Below are 17,225 nucleotides of genomic sequence, written 5' to 3'. Positions count from 1 at the left end.
GCCGATGTTCCTCGACCCCGGGACGGATGCGCGGTGAGGGTGCTCGTCACCGGGGCGAGCGGGATGCTCGGCCGCACCGTCGCCCGCACCGTGCTCGAGTCGGGCCACGCTGTGCGCACCTTCCAGCGCGGTGCCTCGAGCATCGAGGGGGTGCAGGATGCCCGGGGCTCCGTGACCGACCGCGGTGCCGTGACGGCGGCGGTCGAGGGCGTCGACGCGGTCATCCATCTCGCGGCGAAGGTGTCGTTCGCGGGCCGCGCTGAGGAGTTCAACGCGGTCAACGTCGAGGGAACCCGGACCCTCGTCGAGGCCGCGCGCCGGGCGGGAGCTCATCGCTTCGTGATGGTCTCGTCGCCTTCGGTCGCGCACGCGGGGCTGTCGATCGTGGGGGATGGTGCACGGGCGGCCGACCCTGCACGGGCCCGCGGGGAGTACGCGCGTTCGAAGGCGGCGGCCGAACTGCTCGCCCTCGAGGCCGACGGGCCCGGATTCAGTGTGGTGGCGGTACGCCCGCACATCGTGTGGGGTCCGGGCGACACCCAGCTGATCGAGCGGGTCGTCGAGCGGGCCCGCCGCCGCCGGCTGCCGTTGCTCGGCGGCGGACTCGCGCTCATCGACACCACCTACGTCGACAATGCCGCCTCGGCCATCGCCGCTGCACTCGACCGCGCTGCCGAGGTTCACGGACGGTCGTTCGTGGTCACGAACGGGGAGCCGCGCACGGTCGCCGAGCTGCTGGCGGCCATCTGCGGCGCGGCCGGGGTTCCTGCGCCCGCGTGGAGTGTTCCCGCAGCCGTGGCACGGGGTGCCGGCGGGCTCATCGAGCGTGTGTGGTCCGTGCATCCGGGTGCCGACGAACCCCCGATGACCCGCTTCCTGGCGGAGCAGCTCTCGACCTCGCACTGGTACGACCAGCGCGAGACCCGGGCAGCCCTGGCCTGGCAGCCGAGCGTCAGCCTCGACGCGGGGATCGAGAGGCTTCGCCTCTGGTATGCCACGGCACCGGCCGATCGGCTATTCTAGGGAGTTGCAGATCATGGATCTGCGTGCCACATCAACTGAATACGTAAAAGAAGGAGGCCGGCCGTGGACATCGACCTCAGCGTGCTCAAGCTCATGGAACGCGAACGCGAGATTCCCTTTGAAGAGCTTGTGCAGATCATCGAACAGGCGATCCTCACCGCCTACCTGAAGCACACCGGCCAGGCCGAGCATGTCGCCCCGCCCGCGGGAGCGCGCGGCGGCGACCGCGGTGCAGACCGCTCCGGCGCCGTGCGCTCGCACGCGGTGCGCCCCGACCAGGAGCCCGCGGCGCACACGCCGCCCGCGCACACGGATGCCGCCAAGGCCCGCGTGCACCTGGATCGCAAGACGGGCCACGTGAGCATCTTCGTGCCCGAGCTCGACGACGACGGAATGGTCATCGGCGAGAGTGAAGACAACCCGAGCGACTTCGGCCGCATCGCTGCGTTCGCTGCGAAGCAGGTCATCAACCAGCGCCTGCGCGACATCGCCGACGACGCCGTGCTCGGCGAGTTCAAGGGCCGTGAGGGTGACATCGTCGCCGGCGTCATCCAGCAGGGGCCGAACCCGCGCATGATCCACGTCGATCTCGGCACGGTGGAGGCGATCATGCCTCCCGAGGAGCAGGTGGCCGGTGAGACCTACACGCACGGCAACCGCATCCGCGTCTATGTCACGGCGGTTGCGCGTGGTCTGAAGGGCCCGCAGATCACGGTGTCCCGCACGCACCCGTCACTGGTTCGCAAGCTGTTCGCCCTCGAGGTTCCCGAGATCGCGAGCGGGGTCGTCGAGATCGTGTCGCTCGCCCGCGAGGCCGGCCACCGCACCAAGATCGCGGTTCGCGCGACCGAGTCCGGCATCAATGCCAAGGGCGCCTGCATCGGCGAACTCGGCCAGCGCGTGCGCGCCGTGACGAATGAGCTCGGCAACGAGAAGATCGACATTGTCGACTATTCGGATGACCTGCCGACCTTCGTCGCCAACGCGCTCTCACCCGCGAAGGTGACGAGCTCGTTCGTGATCGACGCCTCGCTGAAGGCTGTGCGTGCCCTCGTTCCCGACTACCAGCTCTCGCTCGCCATCGGCAAAGAGGGGCAGAACGCCCGTCTCGCCGCCAAACTCACCGGCGCGAAGATCGACATCCAGCCCGACTCGATCCTCGAGGATGACTAGTCGAAACATCCATTCGCCAGTATCGACGGCGTGGAGACCGACAGATCAAAATTTGGCGGTGCTAGAATGGAACCCGTAAGAACGTGCGTCGGTTGCCGAGCACGCGCCGAGAAATCGTCCCTCCTCAGGGTCGTGGCCCCAGAATCACTGCTCGTCGTCGATGACGCGGGCGTGTTGCCGGGCCGCGGTGCGTACCTGCATGCGAGCACACAGTGTTTTCAGAACGCCGTGAAACGTCGGGCCTTCGGCCGGGCGTTGCGTACTGACAAGCAACTCGACATTTCCGAACTAGAGACAAGGCTGAACGCCACTGTGAACAAGTAATGAACGCCAACTGATGAGCGGCTCGAAATGAGTTCCGCCAGCAAATAAGGCCGTCCCTGTTCGGGGTCACGGCCCGAACAAGGAGAATTGTGGCAAAACCACGCGTACACGAGATCGCAAGCGAACTCGGCGTCGACAGCAAGGTCGCCCTGGCGAAGCTCAAAGAGATGGGCCAGTTCGTCAAGGGACCTTCGTCAAGTATCGAACCCCCCGTTGCCCGTCGCCTGAAAGAGGCGCTGCAGCAGGAGAGCGCGAAGGCCTCGGCCGGAGCGAGCGTCCCCGGCGCATCATCCACCGCCACCGCGACGGCTACCGCCGTTCGTCCGGGTGGTGGCCGTCCCGGTCCCGCAGCACCCAAGGCTCCGGCACCCTCGGCGCCCTCGGCTCCAGCCCCAGCCACCTCGTCGTCGGCGCCCGCGCCCTCGACGCCCGCTTCCGGCGGGTCATCGAGCGCTCCCGCGCCGCGCACCGCGGTCAGCCCGGGCCGCTCGGGTGCGATGGTTCCGCCGACCAGCCAGTCGTCACGCACAGCGATCCCGGCCCCGGCCACCCCGACCCCCTCCGCGGAGGCGCCCGCGAACAGCGGCCAGGCGCCGGCGGCTCCGTCGTCGACCCCCGCCGCGGCATCCGCCACGCCCGGTGCACCCGTAGCGGGCGCCACCGACACAGCGGCCCCGACCGACGGCTCGGCCCCGCGCCCCGGCAGCGCGGCACGCCCCGGCGGACCGCGCCCCGGCAACAACCCGTTCGCGTCGAGCCAGGGCATGCAGCGCCCCGGCAGCGCACCGCGCCCGGGCAACAACCCGTTCGCCAGCCAGCAGGGAATGGGTGCGGCTCCGGCCGCAGGCGCCCGTCCCGGCGCACCGGCCGGCGGCAGCTCTGCCCCCAGTAACATTCCGCGTCCCGGTGCCCCGCGCCCGGGTGCACCCCGCCCCGGCGCTCCGCGTCCGGGTGGAGCCGGCCAGGGCAACCGCCCCGGTGGCTTCGGCGCCCGTCCGGCCGGTGCCGGAGGGTTCCGTCCCGGCGGTGCCGGTGGTGCTCGCCCGGCCGGCGCCGGTGGGTTCCGTCCCGGTGGCGCCCCGGGTGCCGCTCCCGGCAACACGTTCGGTGCACCCCGCCCCGCGGGTGGTGCCGGTGGCCGTGGCCGTGGTCCCGGCGGTGGTACCGCAGGTGCCTTCGGTCGTGGTGGCGGGCGTGCCAAGGCGCGCAAGTCGAAGCGTACGAAGAGAGCAGAATTCGAGCTCAGAGAGGCTCCGTCGCTCGGTGGCGTGAGTGTGCCCCGCGGCGACGGGTCGACCATCGTGCGTCTGCGCCGTGGAGCATCCATCACCGACTTCGCCGACAAGATCGACGCGAGCCCGGGCAACCTGGTGACCGTGCTGTTCCACCTCGGTGAGATGGCGACGGCGACAGAGTCGCTCGACGAGGCCACCTTCGGTGTGCTCGGCGACGAGCTCGGCTACAAGATCCAGATGGTCTCGCCCGAAGACGAAGACCGCGAGCTGCTGCTCGGGTTCGACATCGACATCGACGAAGAACTCGCCGAAGAGACCGATGAAGAGCTCGAGATCCGCCCGCCGGTCGTCACCGTCATGGGTCACGTCGACCATGGTAAGACGCGCCTTCTCGACGCGATCCGCAACGCGAACGTGGTCGCCGGTGAGGCGGGTGGCATCACCCAGCACATCGGTGCCTACCAGGTCGTCGCCGAGCATGAGGGCATCGAACGCGCCATCACCTTCATCGACACACCCGGTCACGAGGCGTTCACCGCCATGCGTGCCCGTGGTGCGCAGGTCACCGACATCGCGGTTCTCGTGGTGGCGGCAGACGACGGCATCATGCCGCAGACGATCGAGGCGCTGAACCACGCGCAGGCCGCCAATGTGCCGATCGTGGTCGCCGTGAACAAGATCGACGTTCCCGGGGCCAACCCGGCGAAGGTGCGCCAGCAGCTCACCGAGTTCGGCCTGGTTGCGGAGGAGTACGGCGGAGACGTGATGTTCGTCGATGTTTCTGCTCGCAACAATGTGAACATCGACAAGCTGCTCGATGCCGTTCTGCTCACCGCAGACGCGGGCCTCGACCTGCGCGCCAACCCGAACAAGGATGCCCGTGGTGTCGCCATCGAGGCGAAGCTCGACAAGGGCCGTGGTGCGGTTGCGACCGTGCTCATCCAGTCGGGAACGCTGCATGTCGGAGACGCGATCGTCGCCGGCACCGCCTACGGTCGGGTCCGTGCCATGCACGACGAGAACGGAGTCGCGGTCCAGGCCGCAACGCCCTCCCGCCCCGTGCAGGTGCAGGGACTGTCGTCGGTGCCGCGCGCCGGTGACACCTTCCTCGTCATCGAGGAAGACCGCACCGCCCGCCAGATCGCTGAGAAGCGTGAGGCCGTCGAGCGCAACGCCCTGCTGGCCCGTGCCCGCAAGCGCATCTCGCTCGAAGACTTCACCAAGGCTCTCGAAGAGGGCAAGGTCGAGTCGCTCAACCTCATCATCAAGGGTGACGTCTCCGGTGCTGTCGAAGCACTCGAGGAGTCGCTGCTCAAGATCGAGGTCGACGACAGCGTGCAGCTGCGCATCATCCACCGCGGTGTCGGTGCCGTCACGGCATCCGACGTCGACCTGGCGACGATCGACAACGCGATCATCATCGGGTTCAACGTGCGCCCCGACCCGAAGGCCCGCGAGCGTGCGGCCCGCGAGGGTGTGGACGTGCGGTTCTACTCGGTCATTTACAACGCACTCGAAGACATCGAGAACTCGCTCAAGGGCATGCTGAAGCCCGAGTTCGAAGAGGTGCAGTCGGGTGTGGCCGAGATCCGCGAGATCTTCCGTTCCTCCAAGTTCGGGAACATCGCGGGTGTCATCGTTCGCTCGGGCACGATCACGAGGAATGCCAAGGCGCGGGTCATCCGCGACGGCGTCGTGGTCGGCGACAGCCTGGCGATCGAGTCGCTGCGTCGCTTCAAGGACGACGTCACCGAAGTTCGTACGGACTTCGAGGCCGGTATCGGTCTCGGCAAGTTCAACGACATCCAGATCGGCGATGAGATCGAGACGATCGAGATGAAAGAGAAGCCGCGCACCTAGCGATCAGCAGTACCCTCGGCGGGGCATCCGGTTCCTTCTGGTTCAGGATGTCCCGCCTCACTCGTAACGAAAGGACGCGTCATGGTTGATGAAGCCAGAGCACGCAAGCTCGCCGACCGCATCAAGGTCATCGTCGCCAAGAAGCTCGAACGCGGCATCAAAGACCCGCGCATCGGTTTCGTGACGATCACCGACGTCAAGGTCACGGGCGATCTCCAGCACGCCTCGATCTTCTACACGGTCTACGGCACCGACGAAGAGCGGGCCGACAGTGCCGCTGCGCTGAAGTCGGCGACCGGGATGCTGCGCACCGAGGTCGGCAAGAACATCACCTCACGCCTCACCCCGTCGCTCGAGTTCATCGCCGATGGCATCCCCGAGAACGCGAAGCTCATCGACAGCCTGCTGACCGAGGCGCGCAACCGCGATGCGGAGGTCGAGACCCTGGCCCGCCAGGCCGCCTACGCCGGCCATGCCGACCCCTACGTCAAACCCCGCGTCATCCCCGACGACGAGGAAGACTAGGGCACCGCGCGGGCGACGGCGGCGGGGGTGAGGAACGCGCCCGTGCGCTCGACCTCGTGTACGAGGGCCGTCAGGGCCGCGTTCACGGGAGCCTCGCGACCGGCGGCGGCCGCTTCCTTCACCACGGCACCGTTCAGGTAGTCGATCTCGGTCAGCTGGCCGCGGCGGATGCTCTGCAGCGTCGATCCCGGGTTCGGGGTGTCGCCCATCCGCCGCCGCATCAGCAGCGGCAACTGCTCGGCCAGCGTGAGCGGTGCCCGTGCGAAGGCGCGGAGGCGCAGGTCGCTGAGCCCCTGCACCTTTCCGAAGTGCACGCCGCGCGCGAACCCGATGCCGACCGCCTCACGCATACTGCGCGTGATGATGCGGCGAAGAGCGGGATGCTCGAGGGTCTCCTGCGCGCTCAACCCGGTGATCGCGGGCATCGCGTTCACCTGGTTCACGATGAGCTTCGACCACTGCGCCCCCGTGAAGTTCGGAATCGCCTCGGTCGGCATGACCTCGCCCAGCGTGGCCCGCACCGCCCGCGTCGCGGGGGAGGGCGCGCCGGGACCTGAGCCGAGGTACGTGACGCCGGGCGTGGTGATCGAGATCTCGCCGGGAGAGAGGTAGCTCGCCGCATAGAGCGCCAGGGCCCCGATCCAATCGGCCTCGGGGAGGGCTTCGCGGGCGGTGTCCAGCGCTTCGAGCCCATTCTGCACAATGACGACGGGCAGGCCCCGAAGCAGATCGGTGTTCGCGGAGATCGCGGAACGGGCATCCTGGGCCTTCGTGCACACGAATGCCAGTTCGGGGCGCACCGTGAGCGTCTCATTCGCGGTGACCCGGGCGACATGGGTTCCCCATGCACCGGTGAGGCGGATGCCCGACTCACGGATGCGCGCCAGGTGCTCCCCGCGCGCGGTCAGTTCGACGCTGTGGCCCACCGCGTCGAGCAGCGCGGCGATGGTGCCGCCGATGGCTCCGGCGCCGATGACGGCGATCTGCATGGAAGTCCTCTCGGGGGGTGGGGTGGGGTGGGGTGGGGTGCAGGGGTGGGGTGCAGGGGTGGGCTCGGGAGCCCAGCGTGGCGGCGCGGCGGCTTCTCAGGGCAGCGCGTACCCCGCACGGGTCTCGACGACCAGCCCGTCGCCCAGCAAGCCTGCCACAGCGCGGTCGCGCTGCACATCGTCTTCCCAGACGGCCTCGACCACGGCCCGCGGCACTGCACTTTCGTGGGCGCGCAACGCTGCGAGCACCAGCCCCCGCACCTGCCGGTCGGAGCCCTCGTACTTCTTCTGCAAGACCTTCCGCCGGCCCTCGAAAGGCGGATAGCCGGCCGTGCGCCAGAGGCACGCCGTGGCGATCGGGCAGTTTTCGCACCGCGGCGCACGGGCGGTGCACACGACGGCGCCGAGCTCCATGATGGCGCCGTTGAACGCACGGGCCGCAACCGGGTCGCCGGGAAGCAGCGCCTCCATGGCGGCGAGGTCGATTCGGGAGCTCGGCGGCCCGGGCTCAGCGTGGCCGTCCACCGCGCGGGCGATCACCCGGCGGATGTTCGTGTCCACCACCGGATGCCGGTCGCCGAAGGCAAAGGCTGCGACGGCCCGGGCGGTGTAGTCGCCCACACCGGGCAGGGCGAGCAGATCCTCCACCGCCCGCGGAACCGCTCCGCCGTGACGTTCGACGATCGCGACCGCCGACGCGTGCAGCCACAGCGCGCGACGGGGATAGCCGAGGGACTGCCACGCCCGCACCGCTTCGCCCGCCGGCTCGGCGGTGAGGGCGGCCGGGGTGGGCCAGCGTTCGAGCCACTGCTCGAGGCGCGGAACGACGCGGACCACCGGTGTCTGCTGCAGCATGAACTCGCTGACGAGCGTTCCCCAGGCGCTGAAACCGGGTCGGCGCCAGGGCAGATCGCGGGCATTCTCGGCGAACCACGCGATCAGGGTGGAGGAGATCACGGCGGCCTGGGACATCCGTTCCAGGGTACCCGCCGACCGCCGGGTGACGGGTGTGCCGAACGTAGACTGGAGGCATGGTCTACCCGCCCACCGCCCGCAGTGAATTCCTGGCCGCTCTCGCCTCCGAGATCACGCACAACTACCCGCGCGGCCGGCGACTGGTGGCGGTCGACGGGGTCACCGCTACGAGGGCGTTCGCCGACGATCTCGCCGTCGCCCTGCGGGATGCGGGGCACGCGGTCGTGCGTGCCTCGCTCGACGACTTCCTGCTGCCGAGAGACTCCCGCGAGCAGCGCGGCGCAGACTCGCCTGAGGGCTTCTACATCGACCGCTTCGACTACGCCACCTTCGGCCGTGTGCTGGTGCAGCCGTTCCGGATGGGTGGCAGCGCCGCCTTCGTGACGGCGAGCTTCGACGCGTCACGCGACAAGCAGCTCGAGCCGCGCTGGAAGACCGCCCCGGCCGACGCCATCCTGCTCGTCGACGGGCCCTTCCTGCAGCGGCCTGAATTGAAGGGCACGGCGAACTTCGTGGTCTACCTCGAGCCCGGCCGCGGCCCGGCCGTTCCCGGTCTCGATGCGCGTGCGCTGGCCGCCGACGAGCTCTACCAGGCGGCGGTGCAGCCGCGCATCCAGAGCGACGCAATCGTGTCGGTCGCCGACGATGCGGAGCCGAAGAGGCTCTTCGCCGACCGCTGCTAACGTTGTCGACGTGACGTCACCGAGCAGCCGCAGCGGAATCCTGCTCATCGACAAGCCCCCGGTGTTGACGAGTCACGACGTCGTGGCCCGCACGAGGCGCCTCGCCGGCACCCGCAAGGTCGGCCATGCCGGCACGCTCGATCCGCTCGCGACCGGGTTGCTCGTTCTGGGAGTCAACAGCTCGACGCGCCTGCTCACCTACGTCGTCGGTCTCGACAAGGAGTACGAGGCGGTCATCCGGCTCGGCGCCTCGACCACGACCGACGACTCCGAGGGCGAGGTCATCGAGACCGCCTCTGCCGCAGCCATGGACTCCGTCGACGACGCGCGAATCGTGGCGGGGCTGGCCGCCCAGACGGGCGAGGTGCGGCAACGCCCGAGTTCGGTGAGCGCCATCAAGGTCGACGGCAAGCGCGCGTACGCCCGGGTGCGCGGCGGCGAGACGGTGGTTCTGGATGCCCGTTCCGTTACGATCTCGTCGATCGACGTGCTGGCGAGCGAACCCTCGGCCGACCCGGCGTTCCGGGACGTGAGCGTGCGGGTGGTCTGTTCGTCGGGAACCTACATCCGGGCGATCGCCCGCGACCTCGGTGACGCGCTCGGTGTCGGCGGACACCTCGTGGCACTCCGACGCACCCGCATCGGGCCTTTTCGAATCGACGAGGCGCACACCCTGGAGGAGGTGGAACCCGAACGCGACCTGGTCGCCCCGGCCACCATCGCCGATCGACTGTTCACGACGGTGACGCTCGACGCCGAACAGGCCGCCGACCTGCGGAACGGGAAGCGCGTCGCCCTCGACCGGCCCGACACCGCCGGACCCCTCGCAGCCATCGACCCCGAGGGTCTGCTGATCGGGCTCGTCGAGCTTTCGAACGGCACGACCCGCGTGCTCGTCAATTTTCCCACGGACACGGTCTCATGACGGGCGCTGCAGCATGATCGAGTGGTTCTCATACGTACAGATCGCGATTGCTGTGCTCGCGGGTGTGTTCTGCCTCGTCGTCGGCTTCACCGGTCGCACCCCGAACGACTTCACGCTGGGGTCGACGGCCCTGGTCGAGGTTCTGCTGGTCATCCAGTTCGTCGTGGCCCTCCTCTCGCCCGCCTTCGGCAACACGGCGAGCGGAGACGTGCTGGAGTTCTACGTCTACGCCGTCTCGGCCCTGCTGTTGCCCGCAGCAGCGGTCTTCTGGGCGCTTATCGACCGCACGAAGTGGAGCACGGTCATCCTGGGGGTCGCCTGCCTCGCCATCGCGGTGATGGTCTACCGCATGAACGCGATCTGGCTGGTGCAGGGCGTCTAAACTGGTCTCTGACATGCCATCCACATCTGCATCAGAGCCGGGGCCCGCGTCGGCCAGGCGCCCCCGCATCGCCGGTATCGGTCGCGTACTCGTCGTCATCTACGCCATCCTCGCCCTCGGGGCGTTCGGCCGGTCGCTGGTACAGATCCTCCAGCAGTTCGACGAGGCGCCGCTCGCGTACACGCTCTCGGCCGTGTCGGCCGCGGTCTACATCGTCGCCACGGTGGCGCTGGTCGCCCGCGGTGCCGTGTGGTACCGCGTGGCGTGGGTGACCATCTCGTTCGAGATGCTCGGGGTGCTCGTGGTCGGTACCCTCAGCGTCGTCGCGCCCGAGCTGTTCGCCCACGCATCGGTGTGGTCGTACTACGGCGTGGGCTACCTCTTCATTCCCCTGGTGCTACCGGTGCTCGGCATGCTCTGGCTCTCGAAGAACCGTCCGGTGGTCGCGAGGTGAAGGTCTTCACATCGGTCGACGAGATCCCCGCCGACTTCGGGCCCTCGGCCATCACGGTCGGCAAGTTCGACGGGGTTCACGAGGGGCACCGGGCGGTCATCCGGGAGCTTCTCGCTGTTGCCGCCCGGCAGAACCTGGTCTCGACCGCTGTCACGTTCGACAGGCACCCGTTCGCCTTTCTCGCACCCGAGCGCGCACCGGTCGCGCTGGTGGGCAACGAGCAGAAGCTCGACCTGCTCGCCGAGACGGGTCTCGACGCGACGCTGATGCTGACCTTCGACCAGGATGTCGCGTTCCTCAGCCCAGCGGAGTTCGTCGAGCGCATCCTCGTTCACGGTCTGAAGGCCCGCGTGGTGCTGGTCGGCCGCGACTTCCGCTTCGGCCTGCGCGGCGAGGGCGATGTTCAGCTGCTGGAGGAGATGGGCAGGGTCCACGGCTTCGAGGTGCGCATCATCGACGATGTGATGCCCACCTCCGACCGGCGGGTGTCATCGACCTGGATCCGCGAGCTGCTCAGCGAGGGCGATGTGCAGACCGCGACCGCGCTGCTCGGGCACGCCCCGGCCATCCAGGGCGAGGTGGTGCACGGCGCGAAGCGCGGGCGCGAGCTCGGCTTTCCGACCGCGAACCTGTCGCCGAGGTCGGAGGGTCTCATTCCGGCCGACGGCGTCTATGCGGGCTGGCTGACCGACAACGGCACGAGGTACCCCGCGGCCATCTCGGTGGGCAGCAACCCCACCTTCGACGGCGTGCCGCCGAAGCAGGTCGAGGCCTTCGTCCTCGATGAGACCCTCGACCTCTACGGTCATGTGGTTCTGATCGCCTTCGAGGGCCGCATTCGCGGAATGGTCAAGTACGAAGGCATCGAACCGTTGATCGCGCAGATGAAGGACGACGTCGAACAGGTGCGGAAGCGCATCCTGTGACGACGGGTGACGGCCGGGCCGCCACGCCGCGCCCGGATGCTGTCGCGCCGCGGCCTGTTCCGCTCTGGGCAGGCCGCACGGTGGCGCTTCTCGGTGTGATCCTGGTCGCGATGAACCTGCGCACGGCGGTGGCCGCGCTGTCGCCGATCTTCACCGAGATCGGCCGCGACATCCCGCTCTCCAGCCTCGATGTGGGAATCATCGGCACGCTGCCGCCGCTCTGCTTCGCCCTCTTCGGGCTGCTCGCGCCCGTCTTCCAGCGGTACCTGCGCGTCGAGTCCCTGCTGATCTTCGCCCTTGCAGCGATGGTGGCGGGCGACGCTCTGCGGGCCCTCGCCGGCTCGTACCCCCTGCTGCTCGCGGCGAGCGGGCTGACGTTCGCAGGCATGGGGGTCGGCAACGTGCTGCTGCCTCCGATGGTCAAGAAGTACTTCCCCGACCGGATCGGGCTGGTCACGGCGCTCTACGCCACGGTGATGGCCCTGTTCGCTCTGCTGCCGCCGCTCGTCGCTGTGCCGGTCAGCGACGCGGCGGGGTGGCGTTTCGCGGTCGGGATGTGGGGCATCCTGGGCCTCGTCGCGCTCATCCCCTGGGTGCGGCTGCTCTCGGCCGATCGGCGGCGGGCGCCCGACCCGCGGGCCTCAGAAGGCGTGGTGCCCGAAGCCGATGCCGAGCTGGTCGGTCGGGCACGGCACTCGAGCCTGTCGCGGGGGCTGGGTGTGGTGTTCGGCATCACCGCGCTGAACTCCTACGCGTGCTTCGCCTGGCTGCCCGAGATACTGACGGATGTCGCGGGGGTCGACCAGGCGGGGGCGGGGGCGTTGCTCTCGCTCTACACCGGTATGGGCATCCCCGCATCGCTGCTCATCCCGATCATCGCGGCGCGGCTCCGGAACGTCAGCGGCATCATCATCGCCGGGGTGTCGGTCTATGTGCTCGGCTACCTCGGGCTGCTTCTCGTGCCGGCCACCCTGCCGTGGCTCTGGGTCGCTTTCGCGGGAGCCGGGCCGCTGCTCTTCCCTCTCGCGCTGCTGCTCATCAACAAGCGCAGCCGCACGCAGAAGGGCGCGGTGGCGCTGAGCGGTTTCGTGCAGGGCTTCGGGTACCTCATCGGCGCTCTAGGCCCCCTCCTGGTGGGAGTTCTGCACCAGCTCACCGGCGCCTGGACGGCCCCGCTGCTCTTCCTGCTCACCAGCGCCCTGGTCATCCTGTTGTTCGTTCGCGTCGTGTCACGCCCCCGCGTCATCGAGGACGACTGGGTGCCCGATCGGGGCCGGGCGGCGTAGCCTTATGGGGTGACTACTGAGAGAACCGCCCTCGTTACCGGAGCAACGGGATACATCGGCGGTCGGCTCGTGCCGCGCCTGCTCGAGGCGGGGTGGACGGTGCGCGTCCTGGTGCGCTCGCCCCAGAAACTCTCCGACGTGCCGTGGGGAGCCGAGGTCGAGATCGTGCAGGGCGACCTGAGCGACCGCGACTCGCTGGCCGGCGTCTTCGACGGTGTCGACGTGCTCTACTACCTCGTGCACTCCATGGGCAGCAAGGGCAGCTTCGACGGGACCGAGCTCACTTCGGCCCGCAACGTGGCCGAACTGGCGCTCGCTGCAGACGTGAAGCGCATCGTGTACCTCGGCGGTCTGCACCCCGAGGGCCAGCCACTCTCGCGGCACCTGCGTTCACGGGCAGCGGTCGGCAGCATCCTGATGCAGTCCGGAGTGCCCACCATCGCGCTGCAGGCCGGCGTCGTGATCGGGTCGGGGTCGACGAGTTTCGAGATGATCCGGCACCTCACCGAGGTGCTGCCCTACATGCCCGCGCCGAAATGGGTGCGCAACTTCATCCAGCCCATCGCGGTTCGTGACGTTCTGCACTATCTCATCGGGGCTGCGGATGTTGGTGAGACCCTGAACCGAACGTTCGACATCGGCGGGCCCGACGTTCTGCGCTACGGCCAGATGATGAACGGGTATGCGGTCGAGGCCGGACTGAACCAGCGCCCCATCGCGCCCCTGCCGGTGCTCACACCCTGGCTGGCCTCGCAGTGGGTCAACCTCGTGTCACCGATTCCCCGCAGCCTCGCGGTGCCGATCATCGAGTCGCTGCAGTTCGACTGTGTCGCGCACGAGCACGACATCGCCGACTACGTTCCCGACCCGGTGGGCGGACTCACCGGCTATCGCCGTGCGGTGCGGCTTGCGCTCGGCAAGATGCGGGACGGCCAGGTCGAGACCAGCTGGCAGGACAGCTACGTGCAGGGCGCTCCGAGCGACAACATCCCGAGCGACCCCGACTGGGCCGGCCACACGGTCTACACCGACCTGCAGGTGCGCGACACCGACGCCAAGCCGGGTGACCTCTGGCACGTCATCGAGGGCATCGGCGGCGACAACGGCTGGTACTCGTTCCCCCTCGCCTGGGCTGTTCGCGGCTGGATGGACAAGGTCGTGGGCGGCGTCGGACTCCGCCGCGGTCGCCGCAACCCCGACCACCTGCACACCGGCGACGCGCTCGACTTCTGGCGGGTCGAGCAGATCAAGCGGGGCACGTTCCTCCGCCTCCGCGCCGAGATGAAGGTTCCCGGGCGGGCATGGCTCGAGATGACCGTCACGCCCCGTGAGGGTGGCGGGTCGCGCTACACCCAGCGCGCCGTGTTCTTTCCGCTCGGTCTCGGTGGGCGCCTCTACTGGTACTCGATCCTGCCCTTCCACGGGTTCATCTTTCCGGGCATGGCGAACCACATCACCGAGAGCGCCGTGCACCTGGCCGAGCAGAAGAACGAGCATCCGGGGCCGACCACGAAGGCGCCCGCGCACAAGGCCGACACGGCCGAAGAAGTCGCTTAGCGGTTCTGCCTAACGCGGGTGCAGCGGCACGGAGCCGTTCGGTCGCGCCCCGACGATTCCGACAGCACGTGACGCCGTGGCGACCCCCGTCTCCCCGGCCCGGCGCAGTCGTGCCGCGAACGCCTCGCCGCGGAGTTCGAGCGGCCGGTCTGCCGTGCTCAGGCCGTCGAACAACCCCGCGAGAAAGCCCGCGTCGAAGGCATCGCCCGCTCCCGTGGTGTCGCGCGGTTCCGCCGGAACGCACTCGATCACGACCCGCGACCCTTCCCGAGTTCCGATCAGCGCGCCCCGCCGGCCCAGTGTCAGGGCGACGACCTCGACGTGTGCCGCCAGAGCGTCGACGATTCTCCCCGGGTCGCTCTCGCCGGTGAGCGCCTGGCCCTCTTCGAGGTTCGGGAACAGGATGTCGGCACCCTCGATCGCTCCGAGGAACCCCGGAGCGCCGTGATCGACGATGAACCCCGCCGACCCGGGATCGACCGAGACGGTCACGCCGTGCGCCTTCGCGCGCCGGATCAGGTCGGCGAACCCCTCGACCGGCTGCCCGCTGAAGATCGTGTAGCCGGTGAAGTGCAGGTGGGTGGCGACGCTCAGCAGGGCATCCGTCACGTCGGCGGGCGAGGTGTCGACGTTCGCCCCCTTCTCGGTGAGCATGGTGCGCACGTCGTTGCCCTCGACGATCACGACGATCGTGCCCGTGGGCAGCACCGCCTCGCCCGACAGGTGCGGGGTGACGCCGGAATCACGCAGCAGGTTCTCGTGCCGCACGGTGTCGGCGACGTTGGTGCGCCCGACGAAGTCGACGAGCGTTCCGAGCGAGCCGAGCCACGCTGCCGTGTTCGCGGCCGAACCGCCCGCGCGGCGCTCGATGCTCGCGAGCGTGTCGGTGTCGGCGCGGATGCCCGAGGAGGGCGTCACGATGATGTCGTCGAAGACGTCGCCCACGATCACGACACGGACGGGCGGGCGACTGCCCGCCGACCCTGCGGCGTCACTCACGGTCGAGCCCGCTCCAGGCCGTCGCGATCTCGCCCGCAAGCCGCACATTGTTGCGTGCGATGTCGAGGTTGACCTCGAGACTCCGACCGCCGGATGCCCCCACGATGTACGACAGCAGGAACGGTGTCACGGCCTTTCCCCGGATTCCCCGCGCGTCTGCCTCGGCCAGGGCCTCGAGCAGCACGGTGTCGTGTTCGGCCGGGTCCCACTGCAGCGCAGACGGCAGGGGGTTCGCGACGATGATGCCCTGCCCGTGGCCCAACTCGTCCTGGCTCTGCATGACCCGGGCGATCTCGTCGGGGGAGTCCACCGACCAGTCGATCTGCTCGCCGGACTCGGTGAGCCAGAAGCTCGGGAAGTTGGTGGTGCGGTACCCGAGCACGGGAACGCTCAGGGTCTCGAGCCGCTCGAGCGTCCCGGCGATGTCGAGCACCGACTTCACCCCGGCCGCGACCACGGTCACCCCGGCGAGGGCGAGCGAGCTGAGGTCGGCCGACTCGTCGAAGGTCGCGCTGGCGCCGCGGTGAACGCCGCCGAGCCCGCCGGTCGCGAAGACCCGCACCCCGGCGCGGCCCGCCAGGTAGGCGGTCGCTGCGACGGTGGTCGCTCCGCTGATCTTCTTGGCCGCAAGGATCGGCAGGTCGCGAACGCTCGCCTTGACCATGTCCTCGTTGGCGATGCGCGCGATCCCGTCGGCGTCGAGCCCGATACGCGGAATCCCGTCGAGCACCGCGATCGTCGCCGGCGTCACACCCGCACTGAGAAGGATTTCCTCGAACTCCTTCGCGGCTTCGAGGTTTCTGGGCCGGGGGAGCCCGTGCGAGATGATGGTCGATTCGAGGGCGACGATCGGGCGACCGTTCTCGAGTGCGTCTGTCACGGCATCGGAGATGACGAAGGGCTGGGGCATCACGTGTCTTTCTACGGCAGCGGTCAGGGTTCGGGCGACTTCGGTTCTAGGCTGGCTCTATGCCCCCCAGCGACTCTGCGCCCTCACGCGATTCTGCCATTCTCGCGGAGGCCGAACGACTCGACCGGCTGCGCGAGCGCGAACAGGCGCTGCAGTTCGACTCCTTCGACCACGCTGACGCCTTCTCGCTGGGCTCGCACCTGCGCGACGCGGCCATCGAGCGGGAGCTTCCGATCGCGATCGCGATCGTCTTCGGCGAGCAGCGTGTCTTCCACGCCGGGATGCCCGGGGCCTCGTCTGACAACGACCACTGGCTCGAGCGCAAGTTCCGTGTGGTTCGGCGTTTCGGTGAATCGTCGTACGTGGTCGGCACACTCTTCCGCTCCCGGGGAACCACTTTCGAGGCCTCTGCCCGCCTCGACCCCATCGTCTTCGCGGCCCACGGCGGAGCGGTTCCGATCTTCGTGCACGGCTCGCTGATCGGCATCGTCGGCGTCTCGGGCCTCGCCCAGGCCGACGACCACGAACTGGTGCTCGACGCCCTCGAATGGCTGCGGGGCCAGCAGTGAACAAGGGGCAGCGCGATGCGCAGCTGCGGGAACAGCAGGAGCGCAACCGTCAGCTGCGCAACCGGCCGACGGGAGCCACGCCCGCGTCGCGCTACCCCACCTTCACCCGCACCGCCCTGGCTCCGGGGCTTCTCGCCGCGGTCATCCTGCTCGCCGCCGTCGCCGTGATCGACTCGGGCTGGTTCACCCTCTTCCGCTACGCGATCGCCATTCTCGCGCTCATCGTCTCGGTCTTCGCGTACCAGGCGAAACAGTGGTGGTGGATCATCGGGCTGGTGCCGATCGCGGTCGTGTGGAACCCGATCGTGCCGCTCGACTTCGTGCCGCCGGTCTGGTACGCCCTGCACCTGGCCGCCGCCATCGTCTTCGTCGCGGCGGGCCTGCTGATCAAGATCCCCGTGTCGAACGCGAAGTAGCGCAGACTCTAGCC

Annotated in this window: 18 protein-coding genes; 14 read left to right on the top strand and 4 right to left on the bottom strand. The window is 69.0% G+C overall.

Features of this window, described 5'->3' with window-relative positions; all coding sequences use genetic code 11:
* Nucleotides 1-33 precede the first annotated feature (33 nt).
* From B7R24_RS09575 to rbfA, 5 genes are all read left to right on the top strand, one after another.
* Nucleotides 34-1,023: an NAD-dependent epimerase/dehydratase family protein gene (locus B7R24_RS09575; RefSeq protein WP_116418751.1), complete on the top strand. Its 990-nt coding sequence runs from the start codon at nt 34-36 to the stop codon at nt 1,021-1,023.
* Between the two features lie 63 nt (nt 1,024-1,086).
* Complete coding sequence (gene nusA / locus B7R24_RS09570) at nt 1,087-2,196, top strand: transcription termination factor NusA (protein ID WP_116418750.1); 1,110 nt, start codon at nt 1,087-1,089, stop codon at nt 2,194-2,196.
* A gap of 66 nt (nt 2,197-2,262) precedes the next feature.
* Complete coding sequence (locus B7R24_RS09565) at nt 2,263-2,520, top strand: YlxR family protein (protein WP_116418749.1); 258 nt, start codon at nt 2,263-2,265, stop codon at nt 2,518-2,520.
* Between the two features lie 89 nt (nt 2,521-2,609).
* Entirely contained in the window at nt 2,610-5,615 is a 3,006-nt protein-coding gene (infB, locus tag B7R24_RS09560; RefSeq protein ID WP_116418748.1) for a translation initiation factor IF-2, read from the top strand.
* Nucleotides 5,616-5,696: 81 nt separating this feature from the next.
* Nucleotides 5,697-6,140 carry a 30S ribosome-binding factor RbfA gene (gene rbfA, locus B7R24_RS09555; RefSeq protein ID WP_116418747.1) on the top strand — a complete coding sequence of 148 codons (444 nt, stop codon included), beginning with the start codon at nt 5,697-5,699 and terminating at the stop codon, nt 6,138-6,140.
* Here rbfA and B7R24_RS09550 read toward each other — a convergent pair.
* Nucleotides 6,137-7,129 (bottom strand): ketopantoate reductase family protein, encoded by a 993-nt coding sequence (locus B7R24_RS09550; RefSeq protein ID WP_116418746.1) that lies wholly within the window; start codon nt 7,127-7,129, stop codon nt 6,137-6,139. The genes rbfA and B7R24_RS09550 overlap by 4 nt on opposite strands.
* A gap of 96 nt (nt 7,130-7,225) precedes the next feature.
* Nucleotides 7,226-8,101: an A/G-specific adenine glycosylase gene (locus B7R24_RS09545; RefSeq protein ID WP_116418745.1), complete on the bottom strand. Its 876-nt coding sequence runs from the start codon at nt 8,099-8,101 to the stop codon at nt 7,226-7,228.
* Nucleotides 8,102-8,160: 59 nt separating this feature from the next.
* Here B7R24_RS09545 and B7R24_RS09540 point away from each other — a divergent pair, with 59 nt between their 5' ends.
* From B7R24_RS09540 to B7R24_RS09510, 7 genes are read left to right on the top strand one after another with little or no spacing between them, the layout of a single operon-like run.
* Nucleotides 8,161-8,787: a hypothetical protein gene (locus B7R24_RS09540; protein WP_116418744.1), complete on the top strand. Its 627-nt coding sequence runs from the start codon at nt 8,161-8,163 to the stop codon at nt 8,785-8,787.
* Between the two features lie 10 nt (nt 8,788-8,797).
* Entirely contained in the window at nt 8,798-9,712 is a 915-nt protein-coding gene (gene truB / locus B7R24_RS09535; RefSeq protein ID WP_253259378.1) for a tRNA pseudouridine(55) synthase TruB, read from the top strand.
* A gap of 13 nt (nt 9,713-9,725) precedes the next feature.
* Nucleotides 9,726-10,094 carry a hypothetical protein gene (locus tag B7R24_RS09530; protein WP_116418742.1) on the top strand — a complete coding sequence of 123 codons (369 nt, stop codon included), beginning with the start codon at nt 9,726-9,728 and terminating at the stop codon, nt 10,092-10,094.
* Nucleotides 10,095-10,107: 13 nt separating this feature from the next.
* Entirely contained in the window at nt 10,108-10,548 is a 441-nt protein-coding gene (locus B7R24_RS09525; RefSeq protein ID WP_116418741.1) for a hypothetical protein, read from the top strand.
* Nucleotides 10,545-11,474, top strand: coding sequence for a bifunctional riboflavin kinase/FAD synthetase (locus B7R24_RS09520; RefSeq protein WP_116418740.1), 930 nt, complete (start codon nt 10,545-10,547; stop codon nt 11,472-11,474). The genes B7R24_RS09525 and B7R24_RS09520 overlap by 4 nt, the downstream gene beginning before the upstream one ends.
* Complete coding sequence (locus B7R24_RS09515; RefSeq protein ID WP_253259377.1) at nt 11,471-12,760, top strand: MFS transporter; 1,290 nt, start codon at nt 11,471-11,473, stop codon at nt 12,758-12,760. The genes B7R24_RS09520 and B7R24_RS09515 overlap by 4 nt, the downstream gene beginning before the upstream one ends.
* Before the next feature lie 9 nt (nt 12,761-12,769).
* A complete protein-coding gene (locus tag B7R24_RS09510; protein ID WP_116418739.1) occupies nt 12,770-14,317 on the top strand; it encodes an SDR family oxidoreductase in 1,548 nt (515 codons plus the stop codon).
* A 9-nt stretch (nt 14,318-14,326) separates the two neighbouring features.
* Here B7R24_RS09510 and B7R24_RS09505 read toward each other — a convergent pair whose 3' ends face one another.
* A complete protein-coding gene (locus tag B7R24_RS09505) occupies nt 14,327-15,316 on the bottom strand; it encodes a carbohydrate kinase family protein (RefSeq protein WP_172582776.1) in 990 nt (329 codons plus the stop codon).
* A complete protein-coding gene (locus B7R24_RS09500; protein WP_116418861.1) occupies nt 15,309-16,226 on the bottom strand; it encodes a pseudouridine-5'-phosphate glycosidase in 918 nt (305 codons plus the stop codon). The genes B7R24_RS09505 and B7R24_RS09500 overlap by 8 nt, the downstream gene beginning before the upstream one ends.
* 59 nt (nt 16,227-16,285) lie before the next feature.
* Between B7R24_RS09500 and B7R24_RS09495 the strand changes: the two genes are divergently transcribed.
* Nucleotides 16,286-16,795 carry a heme-degrading domain-containing protein gene (locus B7R24_RS09495; RefSeq protein ID WP_116418737.1) on the top strand — a complete coding sequence of 170 codons (510 nt, stop codon included), beginning with the start codon at nt 16,286-16,288 and terminating at the stop codon, nt 16,793-16,795.
* Nucleotides 16,792-17,211 carry a DUF6804 family protein gene (locus tag B7R24_RS09490; protein ID WP_253259376.1) on the top strand — a complete coding sequence of 140 codons (420 nt, stop codon included), beginning with the start codon at nt 16,792-16,794 and terminating at the stop codon, nt 17,209-17,211. Before B7R24_RS09495 ends, B7R24_RS09490 begins: the two co-directional genes overlap by 4 nt.
* Nucleotides 17,212-17,225: the final 14 nt, after the last annotated feature.

The organism is Subtercola boreus (genome assembly GCF_003399645.1).
Classification (GTDB): Bacteria; Actinomycetota; Actinomycetes; order Actinomycetales; family Microbacteriaceae; genus Subtercola; species Subtercola boreus_A.
This window is presented reverse-complemented; position numbering and strand designations above follow the sequence as displayed.

Coding starts and splice junctions, on each gene's coding strand:
- B7R24_RS09525 (WP_116418741.1), top strand. CDS start 10,108: ATGCCATCCACATCTGCATCAGAGCCGGGGCCCGCGTCGGCCAGGCGC.
- B7R24_RS09540 (WP_116418744.1), top strand. CDS start 8,161: ATGGTCTACCCGCCCACCGCCCGCAGTGAATTCCTGGCCGCTCTCGCC.
- B7R24_RS09495 (WP_116418737.1), top strand. CDS start 16,286: ATGCCCCCCAGCGACTCTGCGCCCTCACGCGATTCTGCCATTCTCGCG.
- B7R24_RS09565 (WP_116418749.1), top strand. CDS start 2,263: ATGGAACCCGTAAGAACGTGCGTCGGTTGCCGAGCACGCGCCGAGAAA.
- B7R24_RS09550 (WP_116418746.1), bottom strand. CDS start 7,129: ATGCAGATCGCCGTCATCGGCGCCGGAGCCATCGGCGGCACCATCGCC.
- B7R24_RS09500 (WP_116418861.1), bottom strand. CDS start 16,226: ATGCCCCAGCCCTTCGTCATCTCCGATGCCGTGACAGACGCACTCGAG.
- B7R24_RS09530 (WP_116418742.1), top strand. CDS start 9,726: ATGATCGAGTGGTTCTCATACGTACAGATCGCGATTGCTGTGCTCGCG.
- B7R24_RS09545 (WP_116418745.1), bottom strand. CDS start 8,101: ATGTCCCAGGCCGCCGTGATCTCCTCCACCCTGATCGCGTGGTTCGCC.
- rbfA (WP_116418747.1), top strand. CDS start 5,697: ATGGTTGATGAAGCCAGAGCACGCAAGCTCGCCGACCGCATCAAGGTC.